Genomic DNA, 24,727 nt, shown 5'->3' on the forward strand with positions numbered 1-24,727 from the left:
GGCATTACGTCAAGGATGCGGCAATTGGTCAAGAAGTCGGAATCGATCAACTGCTTTCCGGACGGAAGCGACGGGCATCACAGGCCGGCCGCCCCGCACGGTCCGTGACCCGCCGCGCACAGGGCGGTGCCCGGCCCCTCGGGGAGGAGCCGGGCACCGCACGGAACCTGCCGGGTCAGATCAACCCGTCCCACATCTGTTCCAGGAGCACCGACCACCAGCTCTCCGGCGACGCCAGCGCCGCCGCGTCCAGCGCCGCCAACTGTGCCTGGAAGTCGACCGTCCAACGACCCGCCTGCTCCGGGTTGAGCCCGAAGCGCAGCCGCCACATCCGGCCCAGCAGCGCCATCGACCGCTGGAACTCCGGCAGCCCGGTGTTCACGAACTGCGGCGGCACCGACTGCCCGCCGGGCCCGGCCTCGACCGGCACGGCCACGATGTTCGCGGTGCCGTACTGCACACACAGCGCCCGCCCGAAGTCGGACCCCATGACGAGGTACGACCCCGCGTCCGGAGCGGCCTGCACCTGACGCTGCGCGGCCAGCTCGGCCAGCGTCGGCACCACCGGCTGCCCCGGCTGCGCCCAGAAGAACGGACCGAAGTCCGCCGGCAGCCCGCCCCACACCAGCGTGCGCGCCACCTCCTCGGGCACACCCTGCCGCGACACGGACCGCTGGTCGAACCGGAGGATGCCCTGCGGCCCGAAGGCCTGCGCCAGCTCCTCGGCGACGGCCTCCGGCGGCACCTGCGGCGCGGGCGGCACCTGCGGCAGCGGGGCCCGCACCGGCGCCGGACGGGCCGGGCCGTCCGCCACCTGGTGCAGCTCGCCCTGGTGCGTGAGCAGGTGCTGCATGCCCTGCTGACGGCTGGCGTGATCCGTGCCGTACGGGGCGACGCTGGTGATCCGCACCTGCGGCCAGGTCTCCCGGATCATCCGCGCGCAGTAACCGCCGGGCAGCTCGCAGGACTCCAGCTCGGTGTGCAGCTCGATGACCTGCTGCGGCGGCACGTTCATGGCCCGCAGCTCGTGCAGCATCTGCCACTCGGGGTGCGGGGTGCCGGGCGCCGAGCGGCGGATCAGCTGCTGCTCGCTGCCGTCGGGCGCGCGGTAGCGCAGCACGGCCTGGTAGCCGGGGCCGACGGTCGGCTGACCGGTCGGCGCCTGCGGATAGCCGTACGCGGCGGGCGGCGGGGTGTGCCGTCCCGGCGGCATCCCGGGAGCACCGGGGGCGCCGGGAGGACCGGGCGGGCCGGGGGGCTGCGGCGCACCGGGGCCACCCATCGCACTCGGATCCGCCAACATCGTCGCGGCATGATGCACACCACCACCCGGAGGCGGCGTCGAACCCGGCGGAGGCGGAGGCGTCCCAGGCGCACCCGGCGCACCAGGAGGACCGGGGGGCTGCGGCGCGCCCGGGGCGCCGGGAGGACCGGGCGGGCCGGGCGGCTGCGGCGCACCGGGGCCACCCATCGCACTCGGATCCGCCAACATCGTGGCCGCATGATGCACACCACCACCCGGAGGCGGCGTCGAACCCGGCGGAGGCGGAGGCGTCCCAGGCGCACCCGGCGCACCAGGAGGACCGGGCGGACCAGGGGGCTGCGGCGCACCAGCGGCCCCCGGCACACCAGGAGGACCGGGCGGGCCCGGCGGCTGCGGCGCACCGGGACCACCCATCGCACTCGGATCCGCCAACATCGTCGCCGCATGATGCACACCACCACCCGGAGGCGGCGTCGAACCCGGCGGAGGCGGAGGCGTCCCAGGCGCACCCGGCGCACCCGGCGCACCAGGAGGACCAGGAGGACCGGGCGGACCAGGGGGCTGCGGCGCACCGGGGCCACCCGTCTGGGGAGCGAGCTGGGTCGGCATGTACCCGCCCGCCGGAGCACCGGGCGCACCCGGCCCCGAGGGCGGCGGCACGGGAACGCCGGGCCTGGCGCCCGGGGTGCCGGGGGCACCGGGCGGCGGCGGGGCCGAGGGCCTCCCCGCGCGGACCGCGCGGGGGCACGGCGGCCTTGCTGGTGGCCGCGTCCGCGATGTCACCGGCACCGGGGCCCGGAGGGCCCGGCGGAACGCCCGGCATACCGGGAGCGCCCGGAGGGACGCCCGGCGCGCCGGGCGGGGGCGGGGTGGCCGCGCCCGGCCGGCCCAGGCCGGGAACCAGCGCCGTCGGGGGCAGCTGGCTGCCGCCGGACATCAGCGCGGTCGGCGCGTCGGCCGGTACGACCGGCGGCGGGGTGTTCTCGTCGTCGGCGCCGGAGAGCGGCGGCGCGAACACCGTGGCCGGCAGCGGCACCGCTCCGTCGTCGGAATGCGCGTTGGTGTCCGTACCGGCCCAGGGGGTGGCACCGTCGGGCACGTTCGGCGCGGACGCCGGGGTGCTCGGCGCGGACGCCGGGACGCCGTCGTTGGCGGTGGGCTCGTACGGGACCCGCCCGCCGCCCTGCGACCCCTGGCCCCCGGAGGACGGGGCCGCGAACGGCGGAGGAGTCGAAGAGGCCGGAGGGGCGGGAGGAGTCGAAGGGGCAGGAGCAGCCGGAGGAGTGGGAGCGGCCGAAGGGGCAGGAGCGGAAGGAGCCGAGGAGGACTCGTCCTGCCCCCGGTTCTCACGCCTGTCCGGGATGCCCAGCTTGTCGGCCGCCTCCTGGAGCCACTCCGGAGGGCTCAACAGGAACGACGTCTGGTTCAGATCGATGCGCTGCGGCGGCTCCGGAGCGGCGGGCGCCGCCACGTCGCTCCCGCCGTACTCCTCCTCGTACCGCCGGATCACCTCGCCCACCGGCAGCCCCGGCCACAAGGTGGCCTCACCGCTGTCCCGGGCGATCACCATCCGCTGCCGGCCGCCGTCCGAAACCGGCCCCTCGGCACGGTCCTCGGCCCACACGACGAAGCCCAGCTCGAACTCCCGCACCCGCACCTCACGGTGCTGGTACGCGGGCACGTCGCCGTTGATCCACTCGTCCGCGCGTTCCTGCGCCTGCGCAAAGGTCACCATCGCGCTCACCCCTCCACCGGGACGGCCCGCGCGAAGCCGCCGTCCACCATCAGGTTCGCCACGGTCTCCAGCTCCGGCGGGTTGCCCGCCAGCCGCTGCAGGAAGGCGTCGAAATCGGCACCGCACGGAAGCAGCAGCCGGTCCACCCGCTCCTGCACGTTCCAGCCGTCCCGGTCCCGGGCGTCGTCGTACGCGCAGAACCAGACCGAACCCACACCGTTGCCCCGCACCTTCACCGCGACGATGCCGCCCTGGACGAAACCGACGCCCAGGTAGTCCTTGGTGAGGTGGTCCCGCAGGCACTTGTTGACGTACACCAGGTCGTTCACGGCCGCTTCCTCACGCACCGTGAAGAACGGCTGGTCGACCAGGAGGCCCAGCTCCGCGTCCAGCGCCGTGCCGACCGGGGCCGAACCGCCCGCCGCCTTGAGGAAGGAACGGTACGCCCCGGGCAGCCGGTAACCGAGGTCCTCCTCCACGCCCTGGATCTGCGTCTCGCTCACCGCCACGGCGCCCTTCGGCAGCCGGAAGTGCGCGGGCCGGGTCTCCTGCAACGGGCGGGTGCCCCGCTTGTCGTGGTCGACCGCGGCACCGGCGAGACCGCCGTGATGCCTGAGCAGCGCCTTGACCTCGACCGGGACCAGCTCCATCCGCCGGCCACCGGGCACGTGGTGCCAGGTCCAGCCGTGCGGCGTCGCGACCGCGGGAATCGTGTCCCACAGCTCGTGGCCGCTCGCCGCCAGCGCCGCGTTGGCCGAGACGTAGTCCGTCAGCCGCAGCTCGTCGACGCCGAAACCCTCCGGCGGCTCGGCGATCTCGGCGGCAGCACGGGCGTACGGCGCGAACACCGGGCTCCCGCGCTCGTCCATCCGCACGCCCCCGGGGTGGCGGGACGCCCGGACCGGGTCCGGGAAATGCACGAGCTGCCCGGCGTAGGCCGCGTTCGGTGGCGCGGCTTGCTGCCCGAGCCGACCTGTCGTCATGGCGGTTGCCCCCTGCTGCGTCTGGCTGATGAGGACCGACCGCCCGTCCATGGGCGACGCTCCGCGGACAGCCTATGCGGTGGCGCAAGGGCGGGTCTCGCCCCTGTGACCTGTCCTACGCCACCCCCACCACACCCGTCACCAACCGTCACATTCCCGTGACGCACGAGCGACTCCCCGCCCCGGACGAGCGACACGGAGACACGTTTCACTGCCCCAGCTTCCCCACGAGCCCGGACATTTGGCAGGCTGTCACCGCAACTCGGGGGCGTGCACCACGCGCAGCTGCCGCTGCGGGCACGGGAGGGAAAGCACCATGCACACCGCACAATCAGTCACATCGGGGGATCCGCGCCTCAGCTGGAGCAGCACCGCGGCCGGCCGCACCCCCCTGCTGCACCACCGCCGCGACGGCATCCTGCCGGCCGTGGCCGCGGCGCTGTCCGTACGCGGCGAAACGCTCACCTGCACCGCGGGCAAGGGCGACCGGCCCCCCGTGCTGCACCCGCTGGTGCAGGACTTCCTCGACGCCCTCCCCAGCGGCCAGCGCGAACGCTTCACCGGCCGCTGCCCCGAGGCGATACTGCTCTCCCGCCACCTCACCGCGGCCGAGTCCACCCGCTCCAAGCGCGCCCAGCGCAAGCCGCTGACCAACGGCGAGGCCCGGCGCGCCCTGAAGCACTCCCGCCTCACCGCGCGGCGCATCCGCGAGGACGGCGACCCCATGCACGGCAGCTACGCGCCGCCGTGCCGCTCCTGCACCCCGATGCTCGCCCACTTCGGCGTGCGCCCCGTCGACCTCACGACCACCGGGGCGGCCACCACCGCCGAGAAGGGCTGACCGCGTGCCGATGCTCGACCGAACAGACCTGCCCGGACAGACGGGCCCCGTGGAACGCGACCGCAACAACTCGACCACCCGCTTCGCCGTCTCCGTCGACGCGGCCCTGCGCACCGCGGGCTGGCAGCCCGGCCGCTGGGACATCCGCCGGGCCGAGGAGTGGGCCGACGCCCTGCGCTCGCACACCTCGCCCGCCGGCCACCGGCACGCGGTCTTCCCCGCGGCCGTGGAGGCGTGGGCGGAATTCGGCGGACTGCTCATCACGGCGTCCGCGCCCGGCCGGCAGATCGCACCGGCCCCCGTGCGCATCGACCCGATGAGCGGACTGCACCTCGCCCGCACCCTCGGCGACCTGGGCCGGGCCCTGGGCACCGAGGTCAGCCCGCTGGGCGAGGAGGGCGACGGGCAGGCGGTCCTGGCGATCGACACGGAGGGCCGGGTGTACAGCATCGACCACACCGGGGACTGGTACCTCGGCCCGGACATCGACCAGGCCCTGGCCACCCTGGTCACGGGCATCCAGCCGGACCGCCTGATCGCGGGCTGACCCGCCCGGCCCCACGGGCCCTGTTCGCGGATCGCCACAGGCCCCTTTTCGCGGATCAGCACGAACCTGCCACTCCCGGGCACGGCCCCGGACCCGCCGCTCGCGGGCACCGCCACGAGCCCATCCGGCCTCTTCGTCGCCGACTGCTCGTCGGACTCCGGGAACGCCCTCCCGCGCCCTCGGGATCGCCCCCGCACGCCCCCGACCGGACCGCCGCCGTCCCCGGGGTCAGACCTCGCCCCGGTCCGGCAGGACCGCCGACACCCGGAAACCCCCCGCCTCTGTCGGACCGGACACGAACACCCCGCCCAGCCCCAGCACCCGCTCCCGCATGCCGACCAGGCCGTTGCCCCCGCTCGGCAGCCCCGCGTCCGCCGTGGCCGCGTCCGACGGCCCGTTCTCCACCTGCATCGCGACCTCCGAGTCGCGATGGGCCAGCCGCACCCACGTCCGCGCACCGGCCGCGTGCTTGTGCACGTTCGTCAGGGCCTCCTGCACCACCCGGTACGCGGTCTGCTCGACCTCGGGGGCGTACGTGCGGGCCTCGCCGTCCACCGACAGCTCCACCGTCATCCCGGCCGCCCTGGACTCCCCCACCAGGGTCTCCACCTCGTGCAGCCGGGGCCCGTCCTCCACGGGCGCGGCCGCCGCCACCGCCCGGCCCACCGAGGCCAGCGGCACCTGCCCCGACGCGGCGGCCGTCACCGACTCCCCCGACCGCAGCACACCCAGCATCTCGCGCAGCTCCGTGAGCGCCTGCCGCCCCATGTCACCGACCAGGGCGGCGTTGCGCACCGCCTTCGCCGGGTCCTTCGGCGCGACGGCCTGGAGCGCGGCGGCGTGCACCACCATCAGGCTGACCCGGTGGGCGACCACGTCGTGCATCTCGCGCGCGATCCGGGTCCGCTCCTCCGTACGCGCCCACTCGGCCCGCTCCTCGGCCCGGTCGGCGAGCAGCGACAGCTCCCGCTCCAGCGAGTCGGCCCGCTCCCGCAGGCTCTCCATCAACCGCCGCCTGGCCCCTATGTACAGCCCGAGCAGCACGGGCGGGGCGGTGAGCCCGAGCGACATGAAGAGCGAGATCAGCAGGACGTACCAGTCACCGGGCCAAAAATCCACCTGCTCGGCGACGCCCTGCCGCAGCTCCACGTAGGCGACGATGAACGTCGCCGTGAAGGACATCCCCGCCAGCACCGCGGTGATCCTGCGCGGCACCTCCGAGGCGGCCAGGGAGTACAGCCCGACCAGGCCCATCAGGAAACCCATCCCGGCGGGCGTCATCGCGACCGTGACCAGCACCACGGCGATCGGCCACCGCCGCCGCACCACCAGCACGGCCCCCGCGAGCAGCCCGAACACCGCACCCACCGACACCGGCAGTCCGGTGTCCTCGGCGAACTCGACCCCCTTCCCCCCACACTCCAGCGCCGAGAACAGCGCCAGCCCCACGTCCAGGGCGACACCGCGCCGCCGCTCCCACCACCAGTAGCCGCGGGTGGTCGATCCCGCCGCCTCCCGGTCTGCCCCCATTGCGGTCATGCATCCCACCCTACGGGCGCACGCACCTCATTTTCGGATGACCTGTACGGCACGTCGGCCTCTTGCTCGAAGGCGAAACGGCCACTTATCGCTTGAAATAGCGAATCGAGCAGGCTTTCGCCCCGGACGTCCGCATTCCGGACGACGCTCGGCACATGACGAAAATCACGAGCAAATACACCGACTTCGAAGGCCTGCGCGAGCAGGCGATCGCCCTCCGCCGGGAGGGCCTCAGCCTCCGGCAGATCCGCGACCGGCTGCGCATCCACAACAACGACATCCTGAACCGCCTCGTCCGGGGCGAGCCCGCCCCCGAATGGACGAAACGCCCCCGCGCGCGGGACGACCTGCGCGAGAAGGCCCGGGAACTGCGCCTGCAGGGCATGACGTACGACCGGATCCAGGCGGAACTGGGATGCTCGAAGAGTTCGATCTCGCTGTGGGTACGGGACCTGCCGAAGCCGGAGCGCAAACGGACCCGGGAGGAGGCGTCGGCCATCGCCAGGCGCGGCTGGGAGGCGACCCTGCGGCGGCGTGAGGCGGAGCGGCAGGAGACCAGGCGCACCGCACAGAAACAGATCGGCACCATGAGCCCGCGCGAACTCTTCCTGCTGGGCGTGGGCCTCTACTGGGCGGAGGGCTCCAAGTCCAAGCCGTACCGGCCACAGGAGCGGGTCACCTTCGTCAACAGTGATCCCGACATGATCGGGCTCTTCCTCGCCTGGCTCCGCCTGCTGGGGGTGAGCGACGACCACCTCCGCTTCCACGTGCACATCCACGAGACCGCCGACGCCGCCTCGGCGGAGCGGTTCTGGGGCGCACTCACGGGCGCCGGGGCTTCCGCGTTCGGCAAGACGTCCATCAAAAGGCACTCCCCGAGGACCAATCGGAAGAACATCGGGGAGAACTACCGGGGCTGTCTGGTGGTGCGCGTTCTGAAAAGCGCCGAGCTGTACCGTCGCATCGAGGGCTGGTGGTACGGCATAGTAGGGGCTGCCTCGATGACTGATCACCAGAATCGGACATAGGGGCCGATCTATCCCGGGTCGTCTAATGGCAGGACAAATGGTTTTGGTCCATTGAATGAGGGTTCGATTCCTTCCCCGGGAGCTCGTGCGACGGGCCCCGACCTCCCAGGTCGGGGCCCGTACCCGTGTCCGCCCGAAAGCCCCCCGGTATCCTTCGGATGTCCACCACCCGAAGCCGAAGGGCATTTCCGTGAGCTCCGAACGCCCGGCAGCCGTCGTCGTCCTCGCAGCGGGTGAGGGCACCCGCATGAAGTCGAAGACCCCCAAGGTCCTGCACGAGATCTCCGGGCGATCGCTCGTCGGACATGTCGTCACTGCCTCCCGCGAGCTGGACCCCGAACACCTCGTCGTGGTCGTCGGCCACGGCCGCGAACAGGTCACCGCGCACCTCGCCGCCGTCGACGACCGGCTGCGCACCGCCCACCAGGCCGAGCAGAAGGGCACCGGGAACGCGGTGCGCGTCGGGCTCGACGAGCTGGGCGGCACCGTCGAGGGCACCGTGATCGTCGTCTGCGGCGACACCCCCCTGCTCTCCGGCGAGACGCTCCGTGCGCTCGCCGCCACCCACACGGCCGATTCCAACGCCGTCACCGTGCTGACCGCCGAGGTCCCGGACGCCACCGGCTACGGGCGCATCGTCCGCGACCCGGCCGACGGCGCGGTCACCGGGATCGTCGAGCACAAGGACGCCACCGAGGCCCAGCGCGGGATCCGGGAGATCAACTCCGGGGTCTTCGCCTTCGACGGCCGGCTGCTCGCCGAGGCGCTCGGCAAGCTGGACACCGACAACAGCCAGGGCGAGGAGTACCTCACCGACGTCCTCTCCATCCTGCGCGGGGCGGGTCACCGGGTCGGCGCCTCGGTCGCCGGGGACCACCGCGAGATCCTCGGCATCAACAACCGGGTCCAGCTGGCCGAGGCCCGGCGGCTGTTGAACCAGCGGCTGCTGGAGCGGGCCATGCTGGCGGGCGTGACCGTCGTGGAGCCGGCGTCCACGCTGATCGACGCCACCGTGACGTACGAGCGGGACGTGATCGTGCACCCGGGCACCCAACTGCTCGGCACCACGCACCTCTCCGAGGACGCCGAGGTCGGCCCCAACTCCCGGCTCAAGGACACCGTCGTCCGGGCGGGCGCGCGGGTGGACAACACGGTCGCCGACGGGGCGGAGGTCGGCGAGGGCGCGACGGTCGGCCCGTACGCCTATCTGCGGCCCGGTGCCAGGCTCGGGACGAAGGCCAAGGTCGGTACGTACGTGGAGCTGAAGAACGCCACGATCGGCGAGGGCACCAAGGTCCCGCACCTGAGCTACGTGGGCGACGCGACGATCGGCGACCACACCAACATCGGTGCCGCCAGCGTCTTCGTGAACTACGACGGCGTGGCCAAGCACCACACCACGATCGGCTCCCACTGCCGTACCGGAGCGGACAATATGTTTGTGGCTCCTGTCACGGTCGGGGACGGCGTCTACACCGCCGCGGGTTCGGTCATCACCAAGGACGTACCGCCCGGTTCGCTGGCCGTCGCCCGCGGCCAGCAAAGGAATATCGAGGGTTGGGTGGCCCGCAAGCGCCCCGGGAGCGCCGCCGCGCAGGCCGCTCAGGCCACCGCTCCGGAAGCCGGCGACGAAAGCTGACCGGAAACAGGTACGCCGAGCACGGCGTACCGTGATAGGTGCTCACCCCATTTCGGCTGGCTCGTTGCACATCGGGACACATGCGTGCAGCGCCAGGAACACGTCTGAGGAGACTGTGCTGTGACCGGGATCAAGACGACCGGCGAGAAGAAACTGATGCTCTTCTCCGGCCGCGCCCACCCCGAGCTGGCCGAGGAGGTCGCGCACCAGTTGGGTGTCGGCCTCGTGCCGACGAAGGCCTTCGATTTCGCCAACGGTGAGATCTACGTCCGCTTCCAGGAGTCGGCCCGCGGTGCCGACTGCTTCCTGATCCAGAGCCACACGGCCCCCATCAACAAGTGGGTCATGGAGCAGCTGATCATGCTGGACGCGCTGAAGCGCGCCTCGGCCCGTTCCATCACGGTGATCGTGCCGTTCTACGGCTACGCCCGTCAGGACAAGAAGCACCGTGGTCGTGAGCCGATCTCGGCCCGTCTGATCGCCGACCTGATGAAGACGGCGGGTGCCGACCGGATCCTCACCGTGGACCTGCACACGGACCAGATCCAGGGCTTCTTCGACGGCCCGGTCGACCACCTCTTCGCGCTGCCGATCCTGGCCGACTACGTGGGTGCCAAGGTCGACCGTTCGAAGCTGACGGTCGTCTCCCCGGACGCCGGCCGGGTGCGGGTCGCCGACCGCTGGTGCGACCGGCTGGACGCCCCGCTCGCGATCGTGCACAAGCGGCGCGACAAGGACGTCGCCAACCAGGTGACGGTCCACGAGGTGGTCGGCAACGTCAAGGGCCGGGTCTGTGTCCTGGTCGACGACATGATCGACACCGGTGGCACCATCTGCGCCGCCGCGGACGCGCTGTTCGCGCACGGTGCCGAGGACGTGATCGTGACGGCGACGCACGGTGTCCTGTCGGGTCCGGCCGCGGACCGGCTGAAGAACTCCAAGGTCAGCGAGTTCGTCTTCACGGACACCCTGCCGACGCCGGCCGAGGTGGAGCTCGACAAGATCACGGTGCTGTCGATCGCGCCGACGATCGCGCGCGCGGTGCGCGAGGTGTTCGAGGACGGCTCGGTGACCAGCCTCTTCGAGGAGCAGTGAGCTTTCTCCTCCTCGAGGAGCGGTAGCGAAGATCCACTTTGGGTGCGGCCTTCCCGGCGGGTAGACTCAGCGAGTTGCTCGGCGAGGGAGGCCGTACCCGTGTGTACGGCGGTCCGTTATCGACGCGCTCTTCGTAGCAGGTCTGTCGTGGGCCGGGTGACCGTCCGTTTTTCGTCACCCCACGAGGAGTGCAGTCATGGCTGAGGTCAAGCTCACCGCCCAGATCCGTACCGAGTTCGGCAAGGGTGCCGCCCGCCGCACCCGTCGTGCCAACCTGGTTCCCGGTGTCATCTACGGTCACGGTGCCGAGCCGGTCCACGTGACGCTGCCGGGCCACGACCTGATGATGGCGCTCAAGACCGCCAACGTCCTGATCGGTCTGGACATCGAGGGCAAGAACGCCCTGGTCATCCCCAAGGCCGTGCAGCGCAACCCGCTCAAGGGCGACATCGAGCACGTGGACCTGCTGACCGTCAAGCGCGGCGAGAAGGTCAGCGTCGAGGTCGCGGTGCACGCCGAGGGCGACCTGGCCCCGGGCGGCAACCTGCTGGAGTACGTCCAGAGCACCCTGCTGGTCGAGGCCGAGGCCACCCACATCCCCGAGTCCGTCACGGTCTCCGTCGCGGGCCTGGACGCCGGTGCGTCGGTGCACGCCAAGGACATCACGCTGCCGAAGGGCGTCTCGCTCGCCGGTGACGAGGACGCCGTCGTCCTCCAGGTCCTCGCCGCGCAGGCCGAGGAGCCGGCCGCCGAGGGCGCCGAAGAGGGCGCCGAGGCCTGAGCCTCGCCCCTGTTGCTTCACTGACGGGGCGGCGGTCACCCTTCCGGGGTCCGCCGTCCCGTTTCCCTGTACTCAGCCGTCGCACACGAGGAGACCGAGCAGAGATGTCCGATGCCACCGCACCCTGGCTCGTCGTGGGCCTCGGCAACCCCGGCCCCGAGTACGCGGCGAACCGGCACAACGTCGGGTTCATGGTCGCCGACCTGCTGGCCGAGCGGATCGGCGGGAAGTTCAAGCGGGCCCAGAAGGCCCAGGCGCAGGTCGTCGAGGGCCGCATCGGCCCGCCCGGGCCGGCGAACCGCCGGGTGATCCTGGCCAAGCCGATGTCGTACATGAACCTTTCCGGCGGCCCGGTCACCGCGCTGCGCGACTTCTACAAGGTGCCGGTCGACCACATCGTGGCGGTCCACGACGAGCTGGACATCGACTACGGGACGCTGCGGCTGAAGCTGGGCGGCGGGGACAACGGGCACAACGGGCTGAAGTCGATGACGAAGGCGATGGGTCCGGACTACCACCGGGTGCGGTTCGGGATCGGCCGGCCGCCGGGGCGGATGCAGGTCGCGGACTTCGTGCTGAAGGACTTCTCGTCCACGGAGCGCAAGGAGCTCTCCTACTTCGTGGACCGGGCGGCCGACTCGGTGGAGTGTCTGCTCGCGGAGGGGCTGGAGCGGGCGCAGAGCGCGTACAACTCCTGAGGCCGGCCGGAGGGGCTCCCGGGTGTTCCCGGGGCCTGTCCGTGGAGCCTGTTCGTAGGGCCTGTTCGTGGGGGCAACTCTGACATTCCCACCGACAAGCCGATGATTTCCGGCCATGAGTTGACCGCGGCGGCGCTCTGCCGAAGGATCGCTCCCCATGAAGCGGAGCTCCTCCCCCCGCGTCCTGGTCCACGCCCGCAATGCCGCCATGGGCTGCGTCGCCCTGTTGCTGCTCGTGGCGGGTGTGTGGACCTCCTGGGACAAAGCGCACCACATCATCCTGTCCAAGGGCCGTGAGCACGGCACGATGACGGTGACGGGGTGCGGCGCCGACCTGTGCACCGGCCCCTTCACGCCCTCCGGGCAGGCCGCCGCGCGTTCCCGGGTGGTGATCGAGAAGTCGGTCGCGGCCCGGCGGGGCGATCGGTTCTCCGTCGTGGTGAAGCCGGGCACGGACGATGTGGTGCGCACCGGGACAGCCGGTTTTCTCCATGCGTGGGTACCGCTGGGCGGTGCGCTGCTGCTGGCGGGGCTGATCATCGGCGGCGGTCTGCGGCTGCCCCGGATCGCCTGGGGCACGGGGATCGCGGGGGCGGTCCTGCTCGCGGCGACGTTCTTCGCGCTGTGAGGCGTGCCGCGAGTCGCGCTGTTCCTGGTGACGTTCCCGGCGGCACGCCTCCGCACAGCGCGATGCGCACCGTGGTGGACCGTGCCCACAGTGCGCATCGCGTGTCGTGACCGGGAGCGGGAGCGGGGCTGCGCCCGCGTCCCGGTCGGTTGTGACTCAGCCGGTGTTGCGCAGGCCCGCGGCGACGCCGTTGACGGTGAGCAGCAGGGCCCTGGACAGGAGCGGGTCGGCTTCCTCGCCGCGTTCCGCAGCCTTGCGCTGGCGGGCCAGCAGCGAGACCTGGAGGTAGGAGATCGGGTCGAGGTAGGCGTCGCGGATGGCGAGGGTCTGCTGGAGGACGGGGCTGTTGCCGAGCAGTTCGGTTTCGCCGGTGACCCGGAGGACTTCCCGGACGGTGAGGGCGTGTTCGGCCTCGATGGCGTCGAAGACGTGCTTGAGCTCGTCGGGGACGAGGGTGTCGACGTAGTGGCGGGCGATCCGCAGGTCGGTCTTGGCGAGGGTCATCTCCACGTTGGAGATGAAGTTGCGGAAGAAGTGCCAGTGCTCGTGCATCTCGTCCAGGACGGTGTCCAGGCCGGCCTCGCGCAGTGCCTTGAGGCCGGAGCCGACGCCGTACCAGCCGGGGACGATCTGGCGGGACTGGGTCCAGCCGAAGACCCAGGGGATGGCGCGCAGTCCGTCGAGCGAGACGCCCGAGCCGGGGCGGCGGGAGGGCCGCGAGCCCAGGTGCAGGTCGGCGAGCTGGTCCACCGGTGTGGAGGCGAGGAAGTACGTCGGCAGGTCGGGGTCCTCGACGAGCTTGCGGTACGCGGCGTGGGCGGCGTCGGAGACGGTGTCCATGGCGGCGTCCCAGCGGGCCAGGGCCTCGTCGGACTGGCGGGGCGCGGTGTGCAGCGCGGATGCCTGGAGGGTGGCGGCGACGGTGAGTTCCAGGTTCTCCCGGGCGAGGGCCGGGATGAGGTACTTGTCGGAGATGACCTCGCCCTGTTCGGTGACCTTGATCTCGCCTTCGAGGGTGCCCCAGGGCTGGGCGAGGATCGCGTCGTGGGAGGGGCCGCCGCCGCGGCCGACGGTGCCGCCGCGGCCGTGGAAGAGGCGCAGCCGGACGCCGTAGCGGTGGGCGACGTCGCGCAGGCGGCGCTGGGCGCGGTGGATCTCCCACTGGGAGGTGGTGATGCCGCCGAACTTGGAGGAGTCGGAGTAGCCGAGCATGACCTCCTGGACGTCGCCGCGCAGGGAGACGAGGCGGCGGTAGGAGGGGTCGGCGAGCATCTCGTCGAGGATGACGTCGGCGGCGCGCAGTTCGTCGGTGGTTTCGAGGAGCGGCACGATGCCGATCCTGGCCCAGCCGGCGTGGAGGTCGATCAGGCCGGCCTCGCGGGCGAGGACGGCGGCGGCGAAGACGTCGTCGGCGCCCTGGCACATCGAGATGATGTAGGACTCGATGACTTCGGGGCCGAAGCGTTCGAAGGCTTCCTTGATGGTGTGGAAGACGCCGAGGGTCTTCTGTCCGGCGGCGTCCAGCGGGGCCGGGGTGGGGGCGAGGGGGCGGCGCGAGCGGAGTTCCTTGGCGAGGAGCTTCTGCCGGTAGTCGCGGGGCATGTCGGCGTAGCGCCAGGATTCCTCGCCGAGCCGGTCGAAGAGCTGGCCGAGGGCGTGGTGGTGGGCCTCGGCGTGTTCGCGGACGTCCATGGTGGCGAGCTGGAGGCCGAAGGCGGCGAGGGTGCGGATGGTGCGGTCCATCCGTCCGTCGGCGAAGAGTCCGCCGCGGTGTTCGCGCAGTGAGGTCTGGATGAGTTGCAGGTCGGCGATGAGTCCGGCGGTGCCGAGGTAGTCGCAGCCGGGGCGGTGCGGGGTGCCGGCGGCGAGGCGTTCGCGGGTGTTGACGAGCTTCTGCCGGATGCAGGTGGCCTTGAGCCGGTAGGGCTCCTCGGCGTTCAGCCGCTTGTAGCGGGGGCTGATCTCGGGGAGGCGTTCCAGGTCGGCTTCGAGGGAGGTGAGGAGTTCGTCGGTGGCGCCGGTGTAGCGGATGGAGTTGGAGAGCAGTCCGCGCAGGTGGTCGACGAGTTCCAGGGCGTCGGTGATGCCGTGTTCGTGCTGGAGGATCAGTACGTCCCAGGTGACGGCGGGGGTCACGTTGGGGTTGCCGTCGCGGTCGCCGCCGATCCAGGTGCCGAAGGTGAGGGGGCGGGTGCCGGCGGGCAGTTCGATGCCGACCCGTTCCAGTTCGGCGGCGAGGTCCTCCAGTACGTCCCCGACGGCTTCGGCGTGCAGTTCGTCGAGGTAGTAGATGGCGTTGCGGGCCTCGTCGGTGGGCTCGGGGCGTACGACGCGGAGTTCGTCGGTCTGCCAGATGAGGTCGATGTTCTCGGCGAGGCGCAGGTCCTGGCGGCGGCGGTCGGCCTCGACGACGGGGGTCTCCAGGAGGGCGGCGATGCGGCGGAGCTTGTTGAGGACGGAGCGTCGCGCGGCTTCGGTGGGGTGTGCGGTGAAGACGGGGCGGACGTTGAGGTTCTTGACGGTCTCGCGCAGGTGCTCGGGGTCGGCGTCCTTGAGCCGGTCGGCGGTGCGGGCGAGGAGTCCGCCCTCGGCGGCGCGGCGGTCGCGCATCTCGCGGGCGCGGTGCACCTGCTCGGTGACGTTGGCCAGGTGGAAGTAGGTGGAGAAGGCGCGCACGAGTTGTGCGGCGGTTTCCAGGTCCGTGTCGCCGAGGAGTTCGGCGGCGGCCTCGCCGTCGGTGCGGGTGAGGGCGCGTACGCGTTCGACGAGGTCGAGGAGTTCCTGGTTCTCCTGGCGTACGAGGGTCTCGCCCAGCAGGTCGCCGAGGCGTCGGATGTCGGCGCGCAGCTCGGTGCTGGCGGCGGGGGTCTGGTCGGCACTGCTCACGGTGTGCGGCTCCTTGCAGTGAATGAGGAGGTAGCGGCGCTCGGTGTCTCCCCACGGGGTGGTGTGAGACGGGTGGGCGGTTTCTCCGGGGCTGCGGTCGGCGGCGGTGCCGACGGGCCGCCCAGGGGAAAGCAGAGTTGCGGACCGCGCTGTCCGACCCCACCAGGATAGGTGTCCATGTCGTCGGCGCCGCTCTGGCCCCGATCGGGTTTCCGTCCGGCCCCGATCGGGTTCTCCGCTCGGCGGGGGCCCGTCGCGCTCTCGTGCCGCGGGCCTTCGCGCTGCCATACTTACGTCGCCGTAGGTTACGGAAGCGTAGCCAGGGCTGTCCTCGTATTCCTCTTCCCCGGGGGACCCCCCATGAACACCCGCCCCTCCGTGATCGACGACGCGCAGCCGTCGGCGGCCGCCGATCAGGCTCTTCCCTCCGCCACGCTCGGCGGGGACAACAAGCGGACCATCGAGCAGGTCGCCCTCCTGCTGTTCATCGTGGTGCCGTTCGTGGCGCTGGTCGCGGCGGTGCCGCTGGCCTGGGGCCGCGGGGTGAGCTGGCTCGATCTGGGCCTGCTCGTGGCGATGTACTTCATCGGCTGTCACGGGATCACGATCGGTTTCCACCGTTATTTCACCCATGGTTCCTTCAAGGCGAGGCGGCCGTTGCGGATCGCGCTGGCGGTGGCGGGTTCGCTGGCCGTGGAGGGTCCGCTGGTGCGGTGGGTGGCCGATCACCGCAAGCATCACCGTTTCTCGGACGCGGAGGGCGATCCGCATTCGCCGTGGCGTTTCGGCGAGAGTGTGCCGGCGTTGCTGAAGGGCCTGTGGTGGGCCCACATCGGATGGATGTTCGACGAGGAGCAGACGCCGCAGCAGAAGTACGCCCCGGATCTGATCAAGGATCCGGCGATCCGGGGCATCTCCCGGCACTTCATGACCTTCACGATCGTGTCGTTGGCACTTCCGCCGCTGGTGGGCGGGCTGGTGACGATGTCGTGGTGGGGTGCGGCGACCGCCTTCTTCTGGGGGTCGCTGGTACGGGTGGCCCTGCTGCACCACGTGACCTGGTCGATCAACTCGATCTGTCACGCGGTCGGCAAGCGGCCGTTCAAGTCCCGTGACCGGTCGGGGAACGTGTGGTGGCTCGCGGTGCTGTCCTGCGGCGAGTCCTGGCACAACCTGCACCACGCCGATCCGACGAGCGCCCGGCACGGCGTGATGCGGGGTCAGATCGATTCGAGTGCCCGATTGATCCGCTGGTTCGAGAAGCTGGGCTGGGCGCACGACGTGCGCTGGCCGGACCCCGCCCGGATCGAGTCCCGGCGTATCGACGCCCGGCGCGACCGTGCGCGCGCCGACGCGGCATGATTGACGACGTGGCGACCGATTCCAGTACCAGCAGCGAGAAGAACCGTACGTCCTCCTCCCGGCGTACCCGCAGGGTGCGGATGACGGGCAAGGAACGCCGCGAGCAGTTGTTGGACATCGGCCGCACCCTGTTCGCCGACAAGGGTTTCGAGGGGACGTCGGTCGAGGAGATCGCCTCGCGCGCCGGGGTGTCCAAGCCGGTGGTCTACGAGCATTTCGGCGGCAAGGAGGGCCTGTACGCGGTGGTGGTGGACCGCGAGATGCGCCGGCTCCTCGACATGGTGACGAGCGCGCTGACGGCGGGCCATCCGCGGGAGCTGCTGGAGCAGGCCGCGTTCGCCCTGCTGGACTACATCGAGACGTACACGGACGGCTTCCGCATCCTGGTCCGCGATTCGCCGGTGGCCCAGTCCACGGGCACCTTCGCCTCCTTGATCAGCGACATCGCCACCCAGGTGGAGGACATCCTGGGCCTGGAGTTCAAGGCCCGCGGTTTCGACCCGAAGCTGGCCCCGCTGTACGCCCAGGCCCTGGTGGGCATGGTCGCACTGACCGGCCAGTGGTGGGTGAACGCCCGCAAGCCGAAGAAGTCGGAGGTGGCGGCCCACCTGGTGAATCTGGCCTGGCACGGCCTGGAGAACCTGGAGTCGAAGCCCCGCCTGATAGGGCACCGCAAGAGCTGAACGGGGGGCCGGTCACCCGTTGTGATGACGACCGGGGGAAGCGGCCCCTACTGTGGTCCGTAGGGCCAGGAATCCCGTCCATGGGAGGAATCATGACCGCCGAGTCGATCGCCGGACACAGCAACCGCTGGCCAGTGCCGCCCCAGGACGGATACACGGTGGACGACCTGTTCACCTTGCCCGATCTCCCGCCGCACACGGAGTTGCTCGACGGGAGCCTGGTTTTCGTGAGTCCACAGAGGCGTTTCCACGCCAAGATGATCGACCTGCTGATGAACGGCCTGCGTGCCACGGTCCCGGCCGATCTGAAGGCCGAGCGCGAGATGGCGGTTGTCCTCGACAGCCGCAACGTGCCCGAGCCCGATATCTCCGTCGTCCGCTCCGACGCGGTCACCGGCCCCGAGCAGACCCGCTTCCACGCCGCCGACCTGCTGCTCGCCGTGGAGGTCGTCTCGCCGGACTCCGAGGCCCGTGACCGCGACGCCAAGCCCCGGAAGTACGCGGCGGCCGGTATCCCGAACTTCTGGCTGGTGGACGTGGCCGGCACCGACAACCACCCGGTGGTGCGGGTGTACGAGCTGGACCCGGTGTCCAGGACGTACGCCCTCACGGGGATCCACCACAACCGGCTCAAGACGGATGTGCCGTTCCCCATCGACATCGACATCATGCGGGAGACGCTGGACGCGCTGTGACGGCCGGAGGCCGTCCGGCCGGTTCCAGGAACTCCAGTCGGTTGCCCACCGGGTCGTGGCTGTAGAAGCGCCGGTGGCCGGGGAGGTTGTCGTCCCAGTGGACCTCGGCGCCCCGTTCCTCCAGTCGGGCCGCGAACGCCTCGATGTCCGTGACGCGCAGTCCGGGGTGGGCTTTCTTCGCAGGGCGGAAGTCCCGTTCGATGCCGAGGTGGAGCTGGACCGGTCCGGCGCCGAACCAGCAGCCGCCGCGGGCCGCGAGCACCGGTGGCTTGGGGATCTCCGTCATGCCGAGGACGCCCGTGTAGTACGCGCGCAGGGCGTCCTCCGAGCCTTCCGGGGCGGCAAGCTGTACGTGGTCGAGGGCGGCGATCATCACTTCTCCTTGTGGGCGACGGCGTCCTTGTGGGCGACGGCGAAGATCCGGCGGAACGGGAGGACCGTGCCGTGCGGGCCGGCCGGGTAGGCGGTGCGCAGCAGGTCGCGGTATTCGGTGAGGAACGCCTCGCGGGCGTCGGGGTCGTCGGCGAGGGCGGTCAGGACGGGGCGCAGGCCGGTGCCCTTGACCCAGTCGAGCACCGGGTCCTCGCCGGGCAGCAGGTGCAGGTACGTGGTCTCCCAGACGTCCGCCGCGAGGCCGGGGCCGGTCAGCGCGTCGAGGTAGGCGGCGGGGGCGAGGACCGCGTCGGCGTGGCGGAGTGTGCCGCCCAGGCGGTCGCGCCAGCGCGGGGAGTCGGCGAGTTCCCGCATCAGGACGTGGGTGGGCTGGTCGAAGTTGCCGGGGACCTGGAGGGCGAACGTCCCGCCGGGGGTGATCGCGGCCAGCCAGTCGGGGAAGCGGGCGGCGTGGGCCGGGACCCACTGGAGCAGGGCGTTGGAGACGATCAGGTCGTACGGTTCGCCGGGGGTCCAGGTGGCGGCGTCGGCCTCGGCGAAGTCGAGGAGGGGACCGGCGTGGGCCTCGGCCCGTTCGAGCATCTGCGGGGAGTTGTCGTAGCCGGTGATACGGGCCCGGGGCCAGCGGTCGGCGAGGAGCGCGGTGACGTTTCCCGCCCCGCAGCCGAGGTCGGCGATGCGCGGGGCGGGGGCGGGCGGGTCGGGGATCCGGGCCAGGAGGTCGTGGAAGGGGCGGGTGCGGTGGTCGGCGTGGCGCAGGTACTGCCTCGGATCCCAGGTGGGCGAGGTGGGTGAGGTGGGTGGGGTCATGGCAGTCAGGATCACGTCATAATTCTCTTGATGTCAAGACACTTGAGTTCGAGAAGCTTGATTGCGAGAGATTTGCCCCCAAGAGGCTTGGTTTCAAGAGACTCGGTTTCAAGAGACTTCATGTCGACAGACCCTCTACACTGATCCGCATGGAGGACGAGGTCGACCGATTGGTCGCTGCATGGCGCCGGGAGCGCCCCGACCTCGACGTGGAACCGCTCGAGGTGCTCAGTCGCGTCTCCCGCCTGGCCCGTCATCTGGACCGGGCCCGCCGGATCGCCTTCTCCGAGCACGATCTCGAACCGTGGGAGTTCGACGTGCTGACCTCCCTGCGCCGCGCCGGCGCCCCCTACCAGCTCTCCCCCGGCCAGTTGCTCACCCAGACCCTGGTCACCTCCGGGACGATGACCAACCGCATCGACCGGCTCACCAAGAAGAACCTCGTCGAGCGGCTCCCCGATCCCAACGACCGCCGCGGCGTGCTCGTCCGGCTCACCGCCGAGGGGCGCGACAAGGCCGACCAGTCGCTGGCCGGCCTGCTCGCCCAGGAGCGCGCCATCCTGAGTGGACTGTCCTCCCGCGATCGGGGTGAACTGGCGGGCCTGCTACGCCAGTTGACCGCTCCGTTCGACAACATCCCCGGCTAGCGCCGGGGCCGTCTCGGCCGGTCCCACGCCCGCCCGCCGGGCCAGCGCGACGGCGGCCAGTGTGGAGTGCACGCCCAGCTTCCCCAGCACGTTCTGCATATGGGTGCGGACCGTGTGCGGGGAGAGGAAGAGCCGTTCCGCCACCGCCTTGCGCCCCAGCCCCGCCACCATGCAGCGCAGCACCTCGCGCTCGCGCGGGGTCAGCGACTCGACCAGCCGCTCGCTCTCGGTACGGTGCTTGCGCGCCGCCGTCAGCTCCTTCAGCACGCCCGTGAGCAGGGCGGGGGGCAGATGCGTCTCGCCGCGCAGCACGCCGCGCACGACCGCGAGCAGCCGCTGCAACGAGCAGTCCTTGGCGACCCAGCCCGAGGCCCCGGCCTGGAGGGCCAGCGCGGCCCGGTGCGGGTCGTCCCGCTCGGCGAGCACCACCGTGCGCACCGCGGGCCGGGCGGCGTGGACCCCGGCGACCAGGGAGAGGCCGTCCACCGGGGCGTTCCCCCCGCCGTTCGGCACCGGGACGGGCGCGGGCCGGGCCCCCGGAGCGAGCGCGCCCAGTTCGGCGTCGACCAGCACCACGTCGTAGCCGCGCCCCTCCGCGGCGGCCCGTTCCAGACAGCGCAGGGCGGCGGGGCCGCTGCCCGTGGCCGACACGTCGACGTCGGGCTCGGCCGTGAGCGCCGCCGCGAGCGATTCGGCGAAAATTCGGTGGTCGTCCACCACGAGAACCCGGATACGAACCACAGGCACCCCCATGCCGCGTCTGTTCCCGGGCCTCTCCCGGGCCCTTTCGAAGAGACGGATCAGAGAGACGGATCAGTACGGGTACGGTGCCCGGTTCGGGGAGTTGGACCGCAGTCCCACGGCCGCCGCCGTGTTGTCGACTGCCACCCGCCCCGGGCGCCGTACCCGACTGTCTCGTACCCCTGAATCAGCACCGGCCCCCACCGGTGCTGTGCATCAGAGTAAGGCCGACGGGCCCCGACGGAAGGCGATTCGCAGAACTGGCCGGTGTCGTTCGGGTGTTCGGGGGTGACCCGTGGGGCGTGAGGGGTGCGAGGGGTTCAGGCGAGGCGGCGGGCGCCTGCCGAGGGCACCGCCGGGAAGATGCCCGGCGCGGTGTGGCCCGCCGCGGCGAACGCCTCCCGCACGGCCTCGGCGACCGCGTCCGCGCGGTCCTCCTCCACCAGCACGATCGCCGAGCCGCCGAAGCCGCCGCCGGTCATCCGGGCGCCGAGCGCACCGGCCCCGACCGCCGCCGACACCGCCAGGTCCAGTTCGGCGCAGGAGACCCGCAGGTCGTCGCGGAGCGAGGCGTGTCCGGCGTCGAGGACCGGGCCCACGGCCCGCACGTCGCCGGCGTCGAGCAGCGCGATGACCCGCTCGACCCGCTCGTTGTCGCCGACCACATGGCGCACGTAGCGCACCACGGACTCGTCCACGCCGGAGGCGGCCAGGGTGCCCAGGGCCTCGGCGAGGCCCTCGTACGGCAGTTCGCGCAGCGTGCGCAGGCCGAGCGCCGCGGCCCCGGCCTCGCAGCCGGCCCGTCGTTCGGCGTAGGCGCCGTCGCCGAGTTCGTGCTTGACCCGGGTGTCGACCACCAGCAACCGCAGCCCGTGGGCGGGCAGGTCGAAGGGGACCTGGCGCCGGGTGAGGTCGCGGGTGTCGAGGTACAGGGCGTGGCCCTCGGTGCAGCAGGCGGACGCCATCTGGTCCATGATTCCGCACGGCACGCCGACGAAGTCGTTCTCGGCGCGGCGGCCGAGCACCGCCAGCTCCGGTGCGGAGAGGCCGAGCCCGAACAGGTCGTTCAGGGCGAACGCGGTGACGGTCTCCAGCGCGGCGGAGGAGGACAGGCCGGCGCCGGTGGGGACGGTGGAGGTCAGCTGGATGTCCGCGCCGGTGACCTGGTGGCCCGCCTCGCGCAGCGCCCAGACGACCCCGGCCGGGTACGCGGCCCAGCCGTGCCCCTGCCCCGGGGCCAGTTCGTCGACCCGGAGCCGGACGACGCCGCCGGGCACGTCGGTGGAGTGGAGCCGCAGTTCGCCGTCGGTGCGGCGGGCCACGGCCGCGCGGGCGGTGTGCGGCAGCGCGAGCGGCATCACGAAGCCGTCGTTGAAGTCGGTGTACTCGCCGATCAGGTTGACCCGGCCGGGGGCGGCCCAGATCCCCTCGGGCTCCCTGCCGTACAGCTCGGTGAAGGAGGCGGCAAACTCGGTGAGGGAGGCGGTCAGTTCGACGGATGCGGCGGCCGACTCGGCGGAGGAGGTGGCCGACTCGACGGATGCGGCGGCCAACTCGACGGAGGAGGTGGCCGGTTCGCTGTTCCCGGTCATGGTGCGGTGGTTTCCTCTCGGCGGGCGAACGCCCAGGCGTCGGCGACGATTCCGGTCAGGTCGGGGCGGGAGGGGGTCCAGCCGAGCCGCTGCCTGGCGGTGTCGGCGGAGGCGACCAGCACGGCGGGGTCGCCGGCCCGGCGCGGGGCCACGACTTCCGGGACGGGGTGGCCGGTGACCTCGCGGACCGTCTCGACGACCTCGCGGACGGAGAAGCCGTTGCCGTTGCCGAGGTTGCAGATCAGGTGCTCGCCCGGGGTGGCGGCGTCCAGGGCCAGCAGGTGGGCCTCGGCGAGGTCGGCGACGTGGATGTAGTCGCGGACGCAGGTGCCGTCGGGGGTCGGGTAGTCGTCGCCGTACACGGAGATCGACTCGCGGCGGCCGAGGGCGACCTGGAGGACCAGCGGGATCAGGTGCGACTCGGGGTCGTGCCGTTCCCCGCAACCGCCGTACGCACCGGCCACGTTGAAGTAGCGCAGCGAGACCGCGGCCAGTCCGTGCGCGGCGGCCTCGCCGGTGAGCATGTGGTCGACGGCGAGCTTGGTGGCGCCGTAGGGGTTGGTGGGGGCGGTGGCGTCCGACTCGGTGATGGGGGTGGTGGCCGGTTCCCCGTAGGTGGCGGCGGTGGAGGAGAAGACCAGGGTGCGCACCCCGGCGTCGCGCATCGCGGCGAGCAGCGCGACGGACCCGGCGACGTTGTTCACCCAGTACTTCTCCGGGTCCGCGACGGACTCGCCGACCTGGGAGTACGCGGCGAAGTGCAGCACCCCGTCGTAGGAGGCGTCCAGCCACTTCGCGGCGTCCTGGATCCGGCCCTCGATGAACTCGGCGCCGGCCGGAACGCCCTCCCGGAACCCGGTCGACAGGTCGTCGAGGACGGTGACCGCGTGGCCGGCCTCCAGCAGGTGCTGGGCCACCACGCTGCCGACGTATCCCGCACCGCCGGTGACCAGGTATTTCTTCGGGGGCTTGCTCACTGGCTCGCTACCTCTCGCAGTCGCCGGGCCGCGGCCTCCGGCGGCACGTCGTTGATGAACACGTTCATGCCGGACTCGGAACCCGCGAGGAACTTCAGCTTGCCGGAGGTGCGCCGGATCGTGAAAAGCTCCAGATGGAGCCCGAACTCCTCCCGCCCGGACACCCCGAACGGGGCCTGGTGCCAGGCCGCGATGTACGGGGTCGGCGGCTCCGCGGGGCCGAAGATCCGGTCGAACCGCCGCAGGAGTTCCAGGTAGACCCGGGGGAATTCCGCGCGCGCCGCCTCGTCGAGTTCCCGCAGGTCGGGGACGCGGCGGCGGGGGTGGAGGTGGACCTCGTACGGCCAGTGCGCGGCGTACGGCACGAAGGCGATCCAGTGCTCGGCCTCGATGACGATCCGCGAGCCGTCCTGCTCCTCCCGGGCCACGACGTCGTCGAAGAGGTTGCCCCCGGTTTCGGCACGGTGGGCGGCCATCGAGCGGAACATCAGCTCGGTGCGCGGGGTGACGAAGGGGTAGCCGTAGATCTGGCCGTGCGGGTGGCCGAGCGTGACGCCGATCTCGGCACCCCGGTTCTCGAAGCAGAACACCTGCTTCACCTGCGGGAGTTCGGCGAGTTCGGCGGTGCGGTCGGTCCACGCGGCCAGGACCAGGGCGGCCTGTTCCTCGGTGAGGTCGGCGAACGAGGCGTCGTGGTCGGAGGTGAAGCAGACGACCTCGCAGCGGCCGGCGTCGCCGGCGAGCGAGGGGAACCGGTTCTCGAAGACGGCGACGTCGTAGTCCGCCTCGGGGATCTCGCTCAGCCTGCCGTCCCGCGAGGGGCACAGCGGGCACTCGTCGGCCGGCGGATGGTAGGTGCGCCCCTGGCGGTGCGAGGCGATGGCGACGCTGTCCCCGAGGAACGGGTCGCGGCGGATCTCGGACGACGTCGACACGGGGTCCAGGGGGCGCCGGTCGACGGCCGCGCGCACCGTGTCGTCGCGGCTGTCGTAGTAGATCAGCTCCCGGCCGTCGGCGAGCGTCGTGACCGTCTTCTTCACCGAATTCCTCCAAACATAACCGAACACAATGAATCACAAGTCAACAGGCGCGTCAATGAGTGATCCGGTGCCGGGCACGGCACGCATGGGCGGGTCGCCGGTCGGTCTTCGACGTTCGGCGGT

Annotated in this window: 21 protein-coding genes, 1 tRNA gene and 1 pseudogene; 13 read left to right on the top strand and 10 right to left on the bottom strand. The window is 71.7% G+C overall.

What is annotated here, in order from left to right:
• Positions 1-175: 175 nt before the first annotated feature.
• Both OCT49_RS12860 and OCT49_RS12865 read right to left on the bottom strand, forming a co-directional pair.
• Positions 176-2,999: pseudogene (locus OCT49_RS12860) on the bottom strand (SUKH-4 family immunity protein).
• A gap of 5 nt (positions 3,000-3,004) precedes the next feature.
• Positions 3,005-3,982 (bottom strand): SMI1/KNR4 family protein, encoded by a 978-nt coding sequence (locus tag OCT49_RS12865; RefSeq protein WP_283855778.1) that lies wholly within the window; start codon positions 3,980-3,982, stop codon positions 3,005-3,007.
• Positions 3,983-4,298: 316 nt separating this feature from the next.
• Between OCT49_RS12865 and OCT49_RS12870 the strand changes: the two genes are divergently transcribed.
• Together OCT49_RS12870 and OCT49_RS12875 are read left to right on the top strand one after the other, a co-directional pair.
• Positions 4,299-4,823: a YwqJ-related putative deaminase gene (locus OCT49_RS12870; RefSeq protein ID WP_283852013.1), complete on the top strand. Its 525-nt coding sequence runs from the start codon at positions 4,299-4,301 to the stop codon at positions 4,821-4,823.
• Positions 4,824-4,833: 10 nt separating this feature from the next.
• Positions 4,834-5,370: an SUKH-3 domain-containing protein gene (locus OCT49_RS12875; protein WP_283852014.1), complete on the top strand. Its 537-nt coding sequence runs from the start codon at positions 4,834-4,836 to the stop codon at positions 5,368-5,370.
• Between the two features lie 228 nt (positions 5,371-5,598).
• On the opposite strand, the gene OCT49_RS12880 is transcribed toward OCT49_RS12875, so the two are convergent.
• A complete protein-coding gene (locus tag OCT49_RS12880) occupies positions 5,599-6,909 on the bottom strand; it encodes a sensor histidine kinase (protein ID WP_283852015.1) in 1,311 nt (436 codons plus the stop codon).
• A 155-nt stretch (positions 6,910-7,064) separates the two neighbouring features.
• On the opposite strand from OCT49_RS12880, the gene OCT49_RS12885 reads away from it, so the two are divergent.
• The 7 genes from OCT49_RS12885 (at position 7,065) to OCT49_RS12915 (ending at position 12,778) form a co-directional block, all read left to right on the top strand.
• A complete protein-coding gene (locus OCT49_RS12885) occupies positions 7,065-7,937 on the top strand; it encodes a hypothetical protein (RefSeq protein ID WP_283852016.1) in 873 nt (290 codons plus the stop codon).
• Positions 7,938-7,948: 11 nt separating this feature from the next.
• Positions 7,949-8,019: transfer RNA gene (locus OCT49_RS12890), tRNA-Gln, on the top strand.
• 108 nt (positions 8,020-8,127) lie between these two features.
• Positions 8,128-9,576 (top strand): bifunctional UDP-N-acetylglucosamine diphosphorylase/glucosamine-1-phosphate N-acetyltransferase GlmU, encoded by a 1,449-nt coding sequence (glmU, locus tag OCT49_RS12895; RefSeq protein ID WP_283852017.1) that lies wholly within the window; start codon positions 8,128-8,130, stop codon positions 9,574-9,576.
• Positions 9,577-9,696: 120 nt separating this feature from the next.
• Positions 9,697-10,671: a ribose-phosphate diphosphokinase gene (locus OCT49_RS12900; RefSeq protein ID WP_283852018.1), complete on the top strand. Its 975-nt coding sequence runs from the start codon at positions 9,697-9,699 to the stop codon at positions 10,669-10,671.
• Positions 10,672-10,867: 196 nt separating this feature from the next.
• Complete coding sequence (locus OCT49_RS12905) at positions 10,868-11,452, top strand: 50S ribosomal protein L25/general stress protein Ctc (RefSeq protein ID WP_283852019.1); 585 nt, start codon at positions 10,868-10,870, stop codon at positions 11,450-11,452.
• A 104-nt stretch (positions 11,453-11,556) separates the two neighbouring features.
• Entirely contained in the window at positions 11,557-12,150 is a 594-nt protein-coding gene (gene pth / locus OCT49_RS12910) for an aminoacyl-tRNA hydrolase (RefSeq protein WP_148836515.1), read from the top strand.
• A gap of 157 nt (positions 12,151-12,307) precedes the next feature.
• Entirely contained in the window at positions 12,308-12,778 is a 471-nt protein-coding gene (locus tag OCT49_RS12915; protein ID WP_283852020.1) for a hypothetical protein, read from the top strand.
• Between the two features lie 156 nt (positions 12,779-12,934).
• Here the strand turns inward: OCT49_RS12915 and ppc are convergent, their stop codons facing one another.
• Positions 12,935-15,664, bottom strand: a complete 2,730-nt coding sequence (gene ppc / locus OCT49_RS12920; protein WP_283852021.1) for a phosphoenolpyruvate carboxylase — start codon at positions 15,662-15,664, stop codon at positions 12,935-12,937.
• Between the two features lie 360 nt (positions 15,665-16,024).
• Between ppc and OCT49_RS12925 the strand changes: the two genes are divergently transcribed.
• The 3 genes from OCT49_RS12925 to OCT49_RS12935 all read left to right on the top strand — a co-directional run bounded on the left by OCT49_RS12925 (position 16,025) and on the right by OCT49_RS12935 (position 18,404).
• On the top strand, positions 16,025-17,026 hold the full coding sequence (locus tag OCT49_RS12925) for an acyl-CoA desaturase (RefSeq protein WP_283852022.1): 1,002 nt from the start codon (positions 16,025-16,027) through the stop codon (positions 17,024-17,026).
• Positions 17,023-17,709, top strand: coding sequence for a TetR/AcrR family transcriptional regulator (locus tag OCT49_RS12930; RefSeq protein ID WP_148836518.1), 687 nt, complete (start codon positions 17,023-17,025; stop codon positions 17,707-17,709). The genes OCT49_RS12925 and OCT49_RS12930 overlap by 4 nt, the downstream gene beginning before the upstream one ends.
• 92 nt (positions 17,710-17,801) lie before the next feature.
• Positions 17,802-18,404 carry a Uma2 family endonuclease gene (locus OCT49_RS12935; protein ID WP_283855779.1) on the top strand — a complete coding sequence of 201 codons (603 nt, stop codon included), beginning with the start codon at positions 17,802-17,804 and terminating at the stop codon, positions 18,402-18,404.
• On the opposite strand, the gene OCT49_RS12940 is transcribed toward OCT49_RS12935, so the two are convergent.
• On the bottom strand, positions 18,376-18,777 hold the full coding sequence (locus tag OCT49_RS12940; RefSeq protein ID WP_283852023.1) for a VOC family protein: 402 nt from the start codon (positions 18,775-18,777) through the stop codon (positions 18,376-18,378). The genes OCT49_RS12935 and OCT49_RS12940 overlap by 29 nt on opposite strands.
• The gene (locus OCT49_RS12945; protein WP_283852024.1) at positions 18,777-19,607 is read right to left on the bottom strand and encodes a trans-aconitate 2-methyltransferase; all 831 of its coding nucleotides are present in this window, start codon (positions 19,605-19,607) and stop codon (positions 18,777-18,779) included. The genes OCT49_RS12940 and OCT49_RS12945 overlap by 1 nt, the downstream gene beginning before the upstream one ends.
• Before the next feature lie 149 nt (positions 19,608-19,756).
• Between OCT49_RS12945 and OCT49_RS12950 the strand changes: the two genes are divergently transcribed.
• Positions 19,757-20,254, top strand: a complete 498-nt coding sequence (locus OCT49_RS12950) for a MarR family winged helix-turn-helix transcriptional regulator (protein WP_283852025.1) — start codon at positions 19,757-19,759, stop codon at positions 20,252-20,254.
• On the opposite strand, the gene OCT49_RS12955 is transcribed toward OCT49_RS12950, so the two are convergent.
• From OCT49_RS12955 to galT, 4 genes are all read right to left on the bottom strand, one after another.
• On the bottom strand, positions 20,213-21,007 hold the full coding sequence (locus OCT49_RS12955) for a LuxR C-terminal-related transcriptional regulator (protein ID WP_283852026.1): 795 nt from the start codon (positions 21,005-21,007) through the stop codon (positions 20,213-20,215). The two genes, OCT49_RS12950 and OCT49_RS12955, sit on opposite strands and share 42 nt — an antisense overlap.
• A gap of 308 nt (positions 21,008-21,315) precedes the next feature.
• A complete protein-coding gene (galK, locus tag OCT49_RS12960; RefSeq protein ID WP_283852027.1) occupies positions 21,316-22,587 on the bottom strand; it encodes a galactokinase in 1,272 nt (423 codons plus the stop codon).
• Complete coding sequence (gene galE / locus OCT49_RS12965) at positions 22,584-23,564, bottom strand: UDP-glucose 4-epimerase GalE (protein ID WP_283852028.1); 981 nt, start codon at positions 23,562-23,564, stop codon at positions 22,584-22,586. Before galE ends, galK begins: the two co-directional genes overlap by 4 nt.
• Complete coding sequence (gene galT, locus OCT49_RS12970) at positions 23,561-24,604, bottom strand: galactose-1-phosphate uridylyltransferase (RefSeq protein ID WP_283852029.1); 1,044 nt, start codon at positions 24,602-24,604, stop codon at positions 23,561-23,563. The genes galE and galT overlap by 4 nt, the downstream gene beginning before the upstream one ends.
• Positions 24,605-24,727: the final 123 nt, after the last annotated feature.

The organism is Streptomyces sp. ML-6 (genome assembly GCF_030116705.1).
In the GTDB taxonomy this organism is placed as follows: domain Bacteria; phylum Actinomycetota; class Actinomycetes; order Streptomycetales; family Streptomycetaceae; genus Streptomyces.